Origin of the sequence: Streptomyces sp. NPDC021622, assembly GCF_040640795.1 — a bacterium.
Lineage (GTDB): Bacteria > Actinomycetota > Actinomycetes > Streptomycetales > Streptomycetaceae > Streptomyces.
Map to the genome: position 1 here is coordinate 39,497 of NZ_JBFACK010000005.1, position 14,038 is coordinate 53,534.

At 70.9% G+C, this 14,038-nt stretch carries 12 protein-coding genes; 4 read left to right on the forward strand and 8 right to left on the reverse strand.

The genetic code is table 11. The annotated features are described in order from the left end of the window. Positions 1-59: 59 nt before the first annotated feature. Together AB0G47_RS11090 and AB0G47_RS11095 are read right to left on the reverse strand one after the other, a co-directional pair. Positions 60-1,070 carry an SDR family NAD(P)-dependent oxidoreductase gene (locus AB0G47_RS11090; RefSeq protein ID WP_360766979.1) on the reverse strand — a complete coding sequence of 337 codons (1,011 nt, stop codon included), beginning with the start codon at positions 1,068-1,070 and terminating at the stop codon, positions 60-62. Next, the gene (locus AB0G47_RS11095; RefSeq protein ID WP_360766982.1) at positions 1,067-2,248 is read right to left on the reverse strand and encodes a UDP-N-acetylglucosamine--N-acetylmuramyl-(pentapeptide) pyrophosphoryl-undecaprenol N-acetylglucosamine transferase; all 1,182 of its coding nucleotides are present in this window, start codon (positions 2,246-2,248) and stop codon (positions 1,067-1,069) included. The genes AB0G47_RS11090 and AB0G47_RS11095 overlap by 4 nt, the downstream gene beginning before the upstream one ends. A 211-nt stretch (positions 2,249-2,459) precedes the next feature. On the opposite strand from AB0G47_RS11095, the gene AB0G47_RS11100 reads away from it, so the two are divergent. Both AB0G47_RS11100 and AB0G47_RS11105 read left to right on the forward strand, forming a co-directional pair. Beyond that, positions 2,460-3,164 (forward strand): response regulator transcription factor, encoded by a 705-nt coding sequence (locus AB0G47_RS11100; RefSeq protein WP_360766985.1) that lies wholly within the window; start codon positions 2,460-2,462, stop codon positions 3,162-3,164. Next, a complete protein-coding gene (locus AB0G47_RS11105; protein ID WP_360766989.1) occupies positions 3,161-4,543 on the forward strand; it encodes a HAMP domain-containing sensor histidine kinase in 1,383 nt (460 codons plus the stop codon). The genes AB0G47_RS11100 and AB0G47_RS11105 overlap by 4 nt, the downstream gene beginning before the upstream one ends. Positions 4,544-4,580: 37 nt before the next feature. On the opposite strand, the gene AB0G47_RS11110 is transcribed toward AB0G47_RS11105, so the two are convergent. The 5 genes from AB0G47_RS11110 to AB0G47_RS11130 form a co-directional block, all read right to left on the reverse strand. Beyond that, positions 4,581-5,678: an alpha/beta hydrolase gene (locus AB0G47_RS11110; protein WP_360766992.1), complete on the reverse strand. Its 1,098-nt coding sequence runs from the start codon at positions 5,676-5,678 to the stop codon at positions 4,581-4,583. Between the two features lie 171 nt (positions 5,679-5,849). Further along, complete coding sequence (locus AB0G47_RS11115; protein ID WP_360766994.1) at positions 5,850-7,550, reverse strand: methylmalonyl-CoA mutase family protein; 1,701 nt, start codon at positions 7,548-7,550, stop codon at positions 5,850-5,852. A 96-nt stretch (positions 7,551-7,646) separates the two neighbouring features. Further along, entirely contained in the window at positions 7,647-7,979 is a 333-nt protein-coding gene (locus tag AB0G47_RS11120; protein WP_360766997.1) for a DUF3817 domain-containing protein, read from the reverse strand. Positions 7,980-8,046: 67 nt separating this feature from the next. Then, on the reverse strand, positions 8,047-8,556 hold the full coding sequence (locus AB0G47_RS11125; protein ID WP_266870860.1) for a MarR family transcriptional regulator: 510 nt from the start codon (positions 8,554-8,556) through the stop codon (positions 8,047-8,049). 10 nt (positions 8,557-8,566) lie between these two features. Next, complete coding sequence (locus AB0G47_RS11130; protein ID WP_360767001.1) at positions 8,567-9,850, reverse strand: MFS transporter; 1,284 nt, start codon at positions 9,848-9,850, stop codon at positions 8,567-8,569. An 82-nt stretch (positions 9,851-9,932) separates the two neighbouring features. Here AB0G47_RS11130 and AB0G47_RS11135 point away from each other — a divergent pair, with 82 nt between their 5' ends. Both AB0G47_RS11135 and AB0G47_RS11140 read left to right on the forward strand, forming a co-directional pair. Beyond that, the gene (locus AB0G47_RS11135; protein WP_360767004.1) at positions 9,933-10,916 is read left to right on the forward strand and encodes a DUF5937 family protein; all 984 of its coding nucleotides are present in this window, start codon (positions 9,933-9,935) and stop codon (positions 10,914-10,916) included. Between the two features lie 129 nt (positions 10,917-11,045). Beyond that, a complete protein-coding gene (locus AB0G47_RS11140; RefSeq protein WP_360767007.1) occupies positions 11,046-12,071 on the forward strand; it encodes a glycoside hydrolase family 6 protein in 1,026 nt (341 codons plus the stop codon). 7 nt (positions 12,072-12,078) lie between these two features. Here AB0G47_RS11140 and AB0G47_RS11145 read toward each other — a convergent pair whose 3' ends face one another. Further along, entirely contained in the window at positions 12,079-14,037 is a 1,959-nt protein-coding gene (locus AB0G47_RS11145) for a kelch motif-containing protein (RefSeq protein WP_360767010.1), read from the reverse strand. Between the last annotated feature and the right edge of the window lies 1 nt (position 14,038).

Sequence of the window (14,038 nt, forward strand, 5' to 3'; positions counted from 1 at the left end):
GCACGGCGGAACGGGTGGGCACAACGCCCCGCTGCCGGGCACCCGACTCAGCAGAGGGGTCAGACCTGATAGCGGTCAGCAGCAAAAAGGGGCAGATTCTCGGCAACCCAGGCCGAGGTCTGCTTCAGGCCCTCCGCCAGAGACACCCGCGGCTCCCACCCCGACAGCTCCCGAGCGAGGGAGTTGTCGGACAGCAGCCGCAGCACCTCACTCCCGGAGGGACGAAGCCGGGCAGGGTCGACGACGACCGACGCCTCGCGGCCGGACGCAGCGATCAGCGCCTCCGCCAGGTCACCGATCGAAATCTCCCGGCCCACCCCGAGATTCACCGCATGGCCAACGGCACCCTCACACCCCGCCAGCGCCATGAACCCCCGCGCGGTGTCCGTCACGTACGTGAAATCACGCGTCGGCGTCAGCGAGCCCAGCTTGATCTCCCGTGCCCCGGAGTGGAGTTGGGCAAGGATCGTGGGGATCACCGCGCGGGCCGACTGCCGCGGCCCGTACGTGTTGAAGGGGCGCACCACCGTCACCGGCAGCTCGAAGGCGTGCCAGTGGGAGAGCGCCATCATGTCGGCGCCTATCTTCGACGCGGAGTACGGCGACTGCGGCTGGAGCGGGTGATCCTCGGAGATCGGCGCCGTCAGCGCCGTCCCGTACACCTCGCTGGTGGACGTGTGGACGAGCCGCCGCACCGAGTGCCGCCGGCACGCCTCCGCGACGTTCTCCGTGCCGACGACATTCGTCTGGACGTACGCGCCCGGGGAGTCGTACGAGTACGGAATGCCGATCAGCGCGGCCAGGTGGAAGACGGTGTCACAGCCCTCTACCGCGTCCATCACGCGCCCGGCGTCCCGGACGTCGCCCGCGAGCATCTCGACCCGCGGGTCGCCGAGCAGATGCGCGATGTGCCCCTTCTCCGCGTACGGCTTGTAGTGCACGAAGGCGCGGACCTTCGCGCCCTGCTCCAGGAGCAGATCGACGAGCGTCGAGCCGATGAAGCCCTCGGCTCCGGTGACGAGGACGGTACGGCCGGTCCAGTCGAAGGTGTCGTTGCGGGGCATGGTCATGCGTACTCCAAGTGAGAGGTGTAGTGGGCAAGTTGAACGACCCGCTCGGCGAGCAGGTCGGCGGCGCGGGCGTGCGGCCCCGAATCGGCCGCACCGCTCATCGCGGCGAGCCGCGCGGGATCGGCGAGCAGCGGCCCGACAAGCTCCGCGAGCCGCTCCGCCGTCGTCTCGCCGTCGGACAGCAGCAGGCCCGCGCCCGCGTCGGAGAGGACCCGCGCGTTGTGGGTCTGGTGGTCGCCGGGCGCGTGCGGGTAGGGGACGAGGACGGCCGGAACCCCGGTCGCGGCCAGCTCCGCGACGGTCGCCGAACCGGCGCGGCAGACGACCAGGTCCGCGGCGGCGTACGCGAGGTCCATCCGGTCGAGGTAGGGCACGGCGCGGGCGATGGTGTCCGCACCCGCCTCCGTCAGGCGGCGCCGCGTCTCGTCCAGGGCGGCGGGCCCGGTCTTGATGAGGAGTTGTACGTCGCCGCGGTGCCGCCAGCGCGCCGCGAGCCCCACGGCCGCCTCGGTGAGCCGGGCCGCACCGAGACTGCCGCCGTTGAAGAGCAGCATCCGGGCCGCTTGTGGCACCCCGTACTCCCGGCGGGCCTCGGCCCGCAGCGCGGCACGGTCGAGCGCGGCGAGCGGCGCGGCGATCGGCATCCCGGTGGTGAAGGCCCGGTCGCCGCCGGGCAGATGCGCCTTGCTGCGGTCGAAGGCGACCGCGATGTTCGGGGTGAGCCGGGCGGCGAAACGGTTGGCGCGGCCGGGGACGGCGTTCGACTCGTGGATGAGGCTGGGCAGAGAGGCCATCCTGGCGCCGACGATGACCGGGGCGCTCGGGTAGCCGCCCATGCCGACGGCCACCTGCGCGCCCTGCGCCCGCAGGATCGCCCGGCACTGGGCGCCGGACTTCACCAGGGCGGCGGGCAGCAGATACCGCTTGGCGCCGAGCGACGGGTCGAACGGAATCATGTCGACGGTGTGGAGCCGGTACCCGGCGTCCGGTATCAGCCGGGTCTCGAGTCCCCGTTCCGTACCGACGAAGGAGACGACCGCGCCGGGCACCGCCCGCCGCAGGGCGTCGGCGAGGGCGAGCCCGGGATAGATGTGCCCACCGGTGCCGCCCGCGCCGATGACGACGGAGAGCGGCGGCCTGGCCCCCGCATCGGGAGATCGCATATCGGGTGTTCGCATGGCAATGGAGCATCACGAGCAGGTCTAAGAGTGTTTTAAGAGCCACGTTTGGCACCGTGGGGTGCATGAGATCTCCAGGAGAACCCGGCTGCGGTCCACTCGACCGCCGTCGTCGTCGTTGTGGGCAGGCGTTCCGCACGGCGGAACGGGTGGGCACAACGCCCCGCTTCCGAGCACCGATGCACCAGGCGCCCAGCACGGCAGGCCCCGCGTGACCCAACCCCCCGCCGCCAAGATCCTCGTGGTGGACGACGACCCAGAAGTCCGCGCAGCGGTAGAGGACGCCCTCACGATCGAGGGCCACCACATCCGCACCGCCCCCGACGGCCAGCGCGCCCTCACGGCAGTGGCCCGCTGGGAGCCCGACCTCCTGGTCCTGGACGTCCTGATGCCGGTCCTGGACGGCCTCGCCGTATGCCGCCAATTGCGCGCCGCAGGCGACCGCACCCCCGTACTCGTCCTCACCGCCCTTGACTCCGTCAGCGAACGCGTCGACGGCCTCGACGCGGGCGCGGACGACTACCTGGTCAAGCCCTTCGCCCTGGACGAGCTGGTGGCCCGCGTCAGGGCCCTGCTGCGCCGCGCCGCCCCCGAGCGCGCGGCAGGCGACGCCGACGGCGATCTCACGTACGGAGACCTCACCCTGGACCCGGCCACCCGCACCGGCCGCCGAGGCCCCCGCCCGGTCGAGTTCAGCCGCACCGAAGCCGCCCTGCTCGAACTGCTCCTGCGCAACGCGGGCCAGGTGCTGCCCCGCGAACTCATCCAGGAGTCGGTATGGGGCCGCGACTTCGGTCCTGACTCCAACTCCCTTGCCGTGTACGTCGGTTATCTGCGCCGCAAGCTGGAGTCGGAAGGCGAGCCCCGCATCGTGCACACCGTGCACGGCGTCGGCTACCGGCTCGGCAGCCCATGAGCGCCCGTCGCAGGCTCGGCGCCCGGTGGCGCCGCCGCCGCCCGCTGCGCGCCCGACTCGCGGTGGCAGCCGCCGCGGCGGTCGCCCTCGTCGCGGTCGGGGTGTGCGTGGCCGCCTTCCTCGTCATCCGCTTCAAGCTGTACCAGCAGCTCGACCAGAACCTCGCCCAGTCGGCGACCCTGATCGCCCAGCAGCGGCACGACGGCGGGCCGGGCGTCGTCACGGGCGAGTGCCGGTTCCTCGGCGCTCCGGCCTGCTCGCAGATCGTCCCCGCCGACGCGGACGACGACCCGTCCGAGCCCTACCTCCTCCCGGTCTCGTCCGCCACCCGGCGGGTCGCGAGCGGCAAACTGGCGCCGTACACCACGGACTTCACGCTGCACGGGAAGCCGGTCCGGATGCTCACCACCAGCTACGGCAAGGGCGAGGCCGTGCAGGTCGCCCTGCGGGCCGACATCGCGAACCGGGGCGTGCGGCAGACCGCGTATCTCCTCTCGGCGGTGGGCGGCGTCGGCATCCTGCTCTCCGGGCTCGGCGGCTACTGGGTCTCGCGCACCGGCCTCGCCCCGGTCGCCCGCCTCACCGCGACCGCGGAACGCATCGCGGCCACGCGCGACGCCCGGCACCGCATCGAGCTGCCGCCGGGGCCGCCGGGCCGCGAGGACGAGGTGACGCGGCTCGCGACCTCCTTCAACACCATGCTGGCGGAGCTGGAGGAGTCGGTCACCGCCCGCCGCCGGCTCGTCGCCGACGCCTCGCACGAGCTGCGTACGCCGCTGACGGCACTGCGCACGAACGCGGAACTCCTCGCGCGCAGCGAGCGCCTGACGCAGGCTCAGCGGGAACGGGCGTCAGGAGCGCTGGCCCGCCAGCTCCGTGAAGTCACCGGCATGGTCAACGACTTGATCGAACTGGCCCGGGACGAGGAGCCGCAGCCCCTCCTGGAGGAGGTGCGCCTCGCGCCGCTGGTCGCCCACGGCGTTGACGCGGCGCGCGGCCACTGGCCCCAGATCCCCTTCACCCTCCAAGTGGCCCCGGAAGCCGCCGAGTTGAACATCCCCGGAGTCCCGGCACGCCTGTCCCGCCTGCTGACGAACCTCCTGGACAACGCGGCCAAGTTCAGCCCGCCGGGAACACCGGTGGAAGTGACCCTCACCCGCACCACCCTGACGGTCCGCGACCACGGACCCGGCATCGCGCCGGAGGACCTCCCCTACGTCTTCGACCGCTTCTACCGCGCGGAGAAGGCCCGCGCCCTCCCGGGCTCGGGCCTCGGCCTGGCGATGGCACGCCAGATCGCGCACGCGCACGGCGCGGAGCTGACCGCCGAGGCGGCGCCGGGCGGCGGCGCGCAGTTCAGGCTGACGCTCCCTGCTTAGCCCACTCCTCCTGGGTCCACCCCTACCTGGTCCACCCCTACCTGGTCCACGCGCAACTGCCGAGCGTCGCCTTGCCCTCGGAGACGAGCCGGTCCGCTTCCTTCGCGTACGGCACCTTCGTGTGCTTGCCGCGGCAGATGACCGTCCGCTCCCCCTGCCCGGCCAGGTCGACCAGGATCTGGTCCCAGTGCCGGTACTGCACGTCGTGCCCGGAGTCGGCGTACGTACGCACCTTCGCCGTGCCCGGCAGCGCCGCCTGCCAGGTCTTGAGGGTGGCCGGCGGAACGGTCGTGTCCTTCTCTCCGCCGTAGAGGTGGACGGGGGCGTCAAGCTTCGACAGATCCGGTCCGGGCCGCTCGCAGTACAGCTTCTGCTCATGCACCTGCGGCGCCGGATCGGCCTGCTGGCCCCGCTGGTTGTAGGTCCGCGCGCCCTCTTCGTACGCCGTGTCGGCGAAGCCCGGTATCGACTTGACGGGGCTGTCGTCGGGGAACGCCCACCACTTGCGGGGGTCCTTGATCGAGTCCTTCAGGGCGGCGGCAAGCGCCTCGTCGGACATCGCGCAGTACGCGGGCTTCGCCCCGTACGGCGGGAGCGCGGCGGCCAGATGCAGCGCCGAGATCCGCCCGGGCGCCCGCGCGGCCAGCTCCGCCGCGTACGGCCCGCCGCCGGAGATCGCGACGACGCTGACGTCGTCGATCTTCAGCCGGTCGAGCACCTCAAGCGCGTCCTTCACGAAGTCCGCCTTGCCCAGGCCCTTGTCGAACCCGGTGTCGCCGAAGCCGTTGCGCTCCACGGAGATCATGCGCAGGCCAAGGTTCTCGCGCGTCGTACGGAAGTAGTCCGTCATGTGCGCGGCGCGGGCGCTGGTGCCGGTGCCGCCGATGTAGAGGACGGGCTTGCCGTCCTTGTCGCCGGAGTCGGAGTAGTGCGCCGTCCGCCCGTTCGCCAGCTTCGCCGCATGCACCTCGGGGCCGAGCGAGTCGAAGGCGTCCTGGACCTTCGGCTCGGCCGGCGGGCTCGCGCTCACCTCACCGGAGCCGCCCACCGCCAGCGCACCGAGCAGAGTGACCGAGGCGACTCCGATGGCGGTGACGGCGGTACGGGTGGGGCCGGGCAGGCTCGCAGGTGACACAGGTGCTCCAGGGGCAGGACGAACTGACGCTCGCCGCGCCTACCCAACTAAGTGCCGACCACACTCATCACTTACAACGCCCCGCAGGGGCGCCCCCGAAGGGGCGCGGGGAACTGCGCGACAAGCCACAACGAACCCGCAGATCCCCACGCACTTACCAAAACCCCCGAACTAGAACCCAGGCGGCTCGGTATAAATCCCCCACTCATCCCGCAGGGCATCACAGATCTCCCCCAGCGTCGCCTCCGCGCGGACCGCCTCCAGCATGGGACCAATCATGTTCGACCCGTCCCGCGCGGCACCCAGCATCCGGTCAAGCGAGGCCGCGACCCTCGCATCATCCCGCGCCCCTCGGCGGGCCCCGAGGACCTTCACCTGCTCCCGCTCCACCTCATAGCTGACCCGCAGAATCTCCAGGTCACCGGTGACGGAACCATGGTGGACATTGACGCCCACGACCCGCTTGTCACCCTTCTCCAGGGACTGCTGGTACTGGAAGGCCGATTCAGCGATGTTGCCGGTGAACCAGCCGTCCTCTATGCCGCGCAGGATCCCGGAGGTGATGGGCCCGATGGGGTGCTGCCCATCCGGGTGCGCCCGACGCCCCCGCTCCTTGATCTGCTCGAAGATCTTCTCGGCGTCGGCCTCGATACGGTCGGTGAGCTGCTCCACGTACCAGGAACCGCCCAGCGGATCCGCCACGTTGGCGACGCCGGTCTCCTCCATCAGCACCTGCTGGGTGCGCAGCGCGATCTCGGCGGCCTGCTCGCTGGGCAGCGCGAGGGTCTCGTCGAGGGCGTTCGTGTGCAGGGAGTTGGTGCCGCCGAGGACCGCGGAGAGCGCCTCGACAGCGGTGCGTACGACGTTGTTGTACGGCTGCTGCGCGGTGAGCGAGACGCCCGCCGTCTGCGTGTGGAAGCGCAGCCACTGGGCCTTGTCGGTCTTGGCGCCGTACACGTCCCGCATCCAGCGGGCCCAGATCCTGCGGGCCGCGCGGAACTTGGCGATCTCCTCGAAGAAGTCCAGGTGCGCGTCGAAGAAGAAGCTCAGTCCGGGCGCGAAGACGTCGACGTCCATGCCGCGCGAGAGCCCGAGCTCGACGTAACCGAAGCCGTCGGCGAGGGTGTACGCCAGCTCCTGCGCGGCCGTCGCCCCGGCCTCGCGGATGTGATAGCCGGAGACCGACAGGGGCTTGTACGCGGGGATGTCGCGCGCGCAGTGCTCCATCAGGTCGCCGATGAGGCGCAGGTGCGGCTCGGGCTGGAAGAGCCACTCCTTCTGCGCGATGTACTCCTTGAAGATGTCCGTCTGGAGCGTGCCGTTCAGGACGCCCGGGTCGATCCCCTGGCGTTCGGCTGCGACGAGATACATGCAGAAGACGGGGACGGCGGGTCCGGAGATCGTCATCGACGTCGTGACGTCACCGAGCGGGATGTCCTTGAACAGGACCTCCATGTCGGCGGCCGAGTCGATGGCGACCCCGCAGTGCCCGACCTCGCCGAGCGAGTGCGCGTCGTCGGAGTCGCGGCCCATCAGGGTCGGCATGTCGAAGGCCACGGAGAGGCCGCCGCCGCCGTTGGCCAGGATCATCTTGTAGCGCTCGTTCGTCTGCTCGGCGTTGCCGAAGCCGGCGAACTGGCGGATGGTCCAGGTCCGGCCGCGGTAGCCGGTGGCGTGGAGTCCGCGGGTGAAGGGGTACTCGCCCGGCCATCCGATCCGCTCGAATCCCTCATAGGTGTCCCCGGGCCGCGGCCCGTAGACGGGCTCGACCGGGTCGCCGGAGAGCGTGGTGAAATCCGCGTCGCGCTTCTTCGCGGTGTCGTACCGGGCCTGCCAGCGACGGCGGCCCTCCTCGATGGCGTCAGCGTCCATACCTTCGAATTTACTAGGACGTCCTAGTAAATGTCGAGGCGCTGCGACATCAGCTGCTCCGCAGCGGGGCCACGGGTATCTCCGCGGCGGTGGAGGCTACGCCTTGGCGGTGACCGGCGAACCGTCGACGATCAGCGGCTCGACGTCCTTCGCGACCTTGCGCTCGACGAAGAACGCGGCGGTGGGGATGGTGCCCGAGACCAGCACCCAGAGCAGCTTCCCGAAGGGCCACTTCGCCTTGGAGCCCAGGTCGAAGGCGAAGATCAGGTAGATGATGTAGAGGACACCGTGGACCTGGGAGACGACCAGCGTCAGGCCCTCACCCTTGTCGAAGCCGTACTTGAAAACCATGCAGGTGCACAGCACGAGCAACATGACGGCGGTGACGTAGGCCATCACCCGGTAACGGGTCAGCACGCTCTTCTTCATGCGTTCGAGGGTATCGGCCCGTTTTGCGCGATCTTCCGGCGGCCCCGCTTCCGGTACCGGCCGCCCCCTACTGCTCCTCGAAGTCCTCCGCCGCGACCCGCAGCGGCCGCAGCATCGCGAAGATCTCCGCGCACTCCTCGGCGTCGTACACCCCGAGCCCGAAGTCCATCGCCATCAGCTCGCGGGTGGCGGCCTCGACGACCTCGCGGCCCTTCTCCGTGATGGAGGCGAGCGTGCCGCGCCCGTCGTTCGGGTTCGGACGCTTGTCGACGAGGCCGGACTTCACCAGGCGGTCGACGGTGTTCGTGACCGATGTGGGGTGGACCATGAGCCGCTCACCGATCTTCGACATCGGCAGCTCGCCGGCCTGCGAGAAGGTCAGCAGCACCAGCGCCTCGTAGCGCGCGAAGGTCAGTCCGTACGGCTTGACGACCGCGTCGACCTCGGCGAGCAGGATCTGGTGCGCCCGCATGATCGAGGTGATCGCACCCATGGCCGGGACCGATCCCCAGCGCTGCTTCCAGAGTTCGTCGGCGCGGGCGATGGGATCGAAGGGAAGGCTGAGCGGCTTCGGCACGCCAAAGACCTTACCCGCCGGTCACATGCTGGTCAGCCCCGTCTCGCAATTCGGTCGCCCGTTCCCGTACGTCGTCGGATCCGCCGGAAGCGGTACGGGCCGTGGCCCGGACTTCCGCCACCAGGACCAGGCAGCACACCGTGCCGAGGATGCCCGCGCCCGTCACGACCGTGCTCACCGCGAAGAACTCGGCGGCAAGGCCGGCGAGCGCCATGCCGACCCCCTGGATCGTCATGAGCCCGGCCGTGTGCACGGTCATGGCCCGCCCGCGCAGCTCCTGCGGCACGGCGTCGACGAACCAGCGGTCGAGGCCCAGGGTGTACGCGGACCCGGCCCCGGCGAGCGCGAGGGCGAGCATCGCCCAGACCAGGCCCGGCGTCACGGCGTACACGACGAGCGGCAGCAGCGTGACGGAGGCGAGCGGCAGGGCGATGCGGGCGCGGGTGCCCGCGGAGAGCGCGGACCCGGCGTACAGCTCGCTCGCGATCGTGCCGACCGGCAGCGCGCACATCAGCAGGCCGACGCCCGCGACGCCCGAGCCGATCTCGTCCGCGTACGGGGCGGCCAGCGCCTCCGGGGCGACCATGAACATCGGCGGCGCCCAGAGCAGGAGCAGCAGCGCCCGGATCCGGCGGTCGCCGAGAATCTGCCGCGTGCCGCCGAGGGAGTAGCGGACGAGCGCCGAGCCGCCGTCGCCCCGCGCGGGCCTGCGCCGCGTGCCGAGCCGCAGGAGCAGCGCCGACGCCAGGAACGTACAGACGGTGATGACGAGTGCCCCGCGCGCGGGCACGAAGGTGAGCAGCACGCCGCCGAGGCCGAAGCCGACGAGCACGGAGCTCTGCGAGACGATCCGCAGCAGGGAGCGCCCGAGCACGAACAGATCGCCGTCGCCGAGGATGTCGGTGAGGGTCGCCATCCGCGTCCCGTTGAAGACCGGCGAGACGACGGCGATGAGGCACCGCAGCGCGAGCAGCGCGAAGACGGGCGTCGCGGGCAGCGCCATCAGGGCCGCGCACCCGGCGCACAGGAGGTCGCAGAGCACGAGCACCCGGCGGGGCGGATACCGGTCGGCGATCCCGGAGAGCAGCGTCCCCCCGATCAGGTAGGGCAGCATGCCGAGCGCGAAGGTGAGCGCGCTGAGCAGCGGCGACCCGGTGAGCGAGTACACGAGGACGGTCAGCGCGACCTCGCTGACGATGACGCCGAGCAGCGAGAGGGCGTGTGCGAGGAAGACGGTGCGGAACTCACGGACGGCGAAGACGCGGCGGTAGCCGGTGGGTTTCTCTTCGGGCATGTCCGCACCCTGCACGCGCGCGTGCCCTCGCCCTAGAGTTTCGGCTCCAGGCGAATCGGGCGGTCTTTCGGGCGGGGGCGTCATGCCGTATCAGTTGCACTTCGGGCAGGACGACCTGCTGCGCTGCCGGTTCGCGATCTCGCCCCTGTGGGAGACGCAGGAGGCCGTGCGCACCCTCAAGCGCCCCGACCGGCACGGCTACCACCCGCAGTGGCTGCGGCGGATCCGCGGGGCGGGCGCGCGGCTGGACCTCGCGGCGGTGTGGCTCTTGATGCCGCGCCGCGGGCACTGCCCCGACTTCCTCGGGCCGCCGCCGATCGGGCCCGCGGCCACCTTCGACGAGGAGATCGCGGCCGTGCGCGCGACGGACCCGGAGGTCGCGCTCGACGACATGGCCCGTGCCCTCGACTGCACGCCGGGGGCGGCGGACAGCCCGCTGGGGCGCGCGCTCGTCGGCGATCCGGCGCGCGCGGTGCGGGAGCTCGCGGACGCCATGGAGGCCGCCTGGCACGCCCTGATCGAGCCGGACTGGCCCCGCCTTCGCACCCTCCTTGAGGCCGACGTGGCCTTCCACTCGCGCCGCCTCGCCGAGGTCGGGCTCGGCGGGCTCCTGAGCGAGCTCGACCCGCGGCTCAGCTGGAACGCGGGGACGCTCGCCGTGGACTGGAACGGCGAGCATGTGCGCGATCTGCGGGGCGAGGGCCTGGTCCTGATGCCGAGCGTCTTCACCTGGCCGGACGTGGTCGGCGGGCACGACCCGCCGTGGCAGCCGACCATCGCCTATCCCGCACGCGGCCTCGCCGGGCTCTGGGCGGGGCCCGGCGAACGTACGCCTGAAGCACTCGTACGCCTCCTCGGCCGCGGCCGGGCGACCGTCCTCGCCGCGCTCGGCGACCCCGCCACCACCTCGGCCCTCGCCCACCGCCTGGGCCTGGCCCCGTCATCCGTGTCCGCGCACCTGGGCACGTTGCGCGACGCGGGTCTGCTGGTGTCGCGGCGGTACGGGCATCAGGTCCTGTACGAGCGGACGCCGCTGGGCATCGCGCTGGCGAGTGGCGGCATCTGAGGCGGCCCAAGGCGCTATCTGAGGTGATCCGAGTCGATCTGAGGCGGCCGGTCCCGGTGTCGTAACCGAACCGTATTCGACCGTTATGTAACGATTGCGCGACGCGTCACCATCGCCCAAGGGGTCTGGATGCACCGGCTGCTCCGTACGTTCACGGCACTCACAGCCCTCACGGCCCTCGGGCTCACGGGCTGCTCGTCCGGCTCCGGGTCCGGCTCCGGCAAGGAGAAGCCGGCCGCCGAAGCGGGCCGCTCCAACGCCGCCCGGCCTCCCGAGAGCTCCTTCTGGGTCGACCCGAAGAGCGCCGCGGCCCGGCAGGTCGAGCAGTGGGAGCAGGAGGGGCGCCCCCAGGACGCCGCCGCGCTCAGGCGGATCTCCGAGCGGCCGATGGCGGTGTGGCCCGCGGGCGACGACCCGGCGCCCGACATCAAGGCCGCCGTCGACGGTGCCGCACAGAGCGACCGTACCGCCGTGTTCGTCGCGTACAACATCCCGCACCGCGACTGCGGCCAGCACTCCGCGGGCGGCGCGCACAGCTCCGACTTCTACCGGCAGTGGATCGACAAGTTCGCGGGGGCGATCGGGGACCGCCCCGCCCTCGTCATCCTGGAGCCGGATGCGATCCCGCACATCGTGGACGGCTGCACGCCCGGCGAGTACCACGCCGACCGCTACCAACTGCTCTCCGAAGCCATCCAGCGGCTCAAGCAGCAGCCCCGGGTGAAGGTCTATCTGGACGCGGGCAACCCCGGCTGGATCGACCAGGCGGCCAAGCTCACCGAACCGCTCCAGCAGGCCGGCATCAATCAGGCCGACGGCTTCTCGCTGAACGTCTCCAACTTCCAGAGCGACGAGACGATCAAGGCGTACGGCCGCAGCCTGTCGGGGACGGTCGGCGGGAAGCACTTCGTGATGGACACCAGCCGCAACGGCAAGGGGCCGCTGGCCGGCGACCGCGAGGACGCCTGGTGCAATCCGCCGGGCCGGGGCCTGGGCACCCCGCCCACGGACAAGACGGGCGACGCGCTGCTCGACGCGGTCCTGTGGATCAAGCGCCCCGGCGACTCGGACGGGCCGTGCAGGGGCGGCCCGGAGGCCGGCCAGTGGTGGCCCGACTACGCGCTGGGCCTCGCGCGCAACGCCAAGGACGCCTGAGGGCACGTCACTTCACGTGGATCCACTTGGCCTCGGACGACGTGCCGTTGCGGTCCGTCACGAACAGCATGTACCAGCCCGGCGGCACCAGCGCGGTGTCGCCCCGGGGCACGTCCACCGTCACCGAACGCTTGCCCTTGGTGAGCCCGAGCGCGATCGACCGCTGCTCCACGTCCGTCGTGTGCGTCACCGCGCTGGGGCGCATAAGGCGCGCCGACGCGATCTCCGCCGCGTCTCGCGTACGGAACGTCGCGCGGCCGTCGGCGGCAAGGACCTCGGGCCCCTTGCCGAGCACGGGGCGGTCCTTGCCGGCCTTGTGCAGGGTGGGCGGCGTGAAGACCTCCATGCGCTGCTCGAAGTGGCCGAGCTTGGTGTTCTCCTGGTTGTCGAAGAGCGGGTCGGAGCCGAAGGTGACGACCCGTCCGTCGGGCAGCAGCAGCGCCTCGGAGTGGTAGTTGCGGCCCACCCTCGGTGACGCCGCCTCGCGGAAGGCGTTCGTCCTGGGGTCGTAGAACTGCGCCTTGAGGATGTTGCTCGCGCCGCGCCCCCGGTAGTCCGTGGAGCCGTTGGACGTGAACACCGAGTCGTCCGGCATGATCACGCTGTTCAAGTACCGGGTGCCCTGCGGGAGTTGAGGCCCGGTCCGGAAGACGGGGCTGTCCTCCTTGAGATCCACGACCGCCGTGCGCCGGGTCGCCTTCTCGGACTCACCGACACCTCCACCGCCAAGGATCATCACCTTCTGGTCCTGCGCGGGCGGCAGCAGCACGGACGCAGACGTCTCCGTCTGATCGAGATCGACAAGCCCGGGGATCTTCTGGAACTTGTTGGTCCGCAGATCCCACAGCCCAGGGGCACGGCCCTTGTCGGCGGGGCCGTAGCCCGCGTTCGACGCCGGGTAGAAGAGCTTGCCGCCCTTGGTGAGGAAGAGCGCGGGGTAGGTCGGGAAGTAGCGCTTGGGCCCGTCGGTCCACTTCTTCGTCTTCGGGTCGTATATCTCGTTGTCGCCCGGGTCGATCATGCCCACGTCGTCGAGCCCGGAGACTGCGAGCACCCTGCCGTCGTCGAGACCGACGAGCGTCGGGTACCAGCGGGCCTTCTTCATCGGCTCGACGGGGATGTACTTCTCGGCCTTCGGGTCGAACTCGTAGGCCGCCTTGATCCCTTGGAAGTCCTGCTTGTCCATGGTGATCTTCTCGGCGATCCCGTAGGCGTTGTCCCCTTCCTTGCCGGTCAGGCCCTCGATCTCGTACTGCGCGGACTCCTCGGCGACGGACTGCTCTCCCTTCTGGACGGCCTCCACGAAGACGCGTGCCTCGCTCGCCTTGACCTTCGCCTTCCAGGGCCGCATCACCCCCGACTTGGAGTACGTGATCTTGAAGTCCCGTTGGGCCTTGGGCACGTTGACGTCGAACCTGCTCACGTACTCGATGCCGGAGGGCGAGCGGAAGCGGGTGCCCTTCTTCAGGACGAGCGGCTTGTCGGGGTTCTCGTTCTTGACCCGCATGCCGCCGCCGGCCCGCTCGATCTCGCCGTCGAGGAGTTCGTAGCGCGCCGTGCCGCCCGCCACCAGGAGCCGCCCGTCGGGGAGTTGGGCGTGCCCGGAGCAGAAGAAGTCCTCGGGCGTCGCGATCTTCTTGAAGGTGTCCGTCTTCGGATCCCAGAGGATCGTGTCGAAGGACCCCTTGTCGAACTTCTTCTGCTCGTTGCCGGAGCCCGCGACGATCAGGACCTTGCCGGTGTGCAGAAGCGCCGCGTGGATGGCATTGGTGCGGTACCGGTCAGGAATGCCGATCTGCTTCCAGGAACCGTACTTCGCCTTGTAGCCGGGCTGGGCGATCTTGTACTCGTAGTACTGCTGCTCCGCGAAGGAGAGCGCCGCCGGTGCGTTGAGTCCGACAAGCAGCGCGCCCGCCCCGACTCCGAGGAGTGTCTTCTTCGTCCGCTGCGAGGGCCGGTAGGCCATG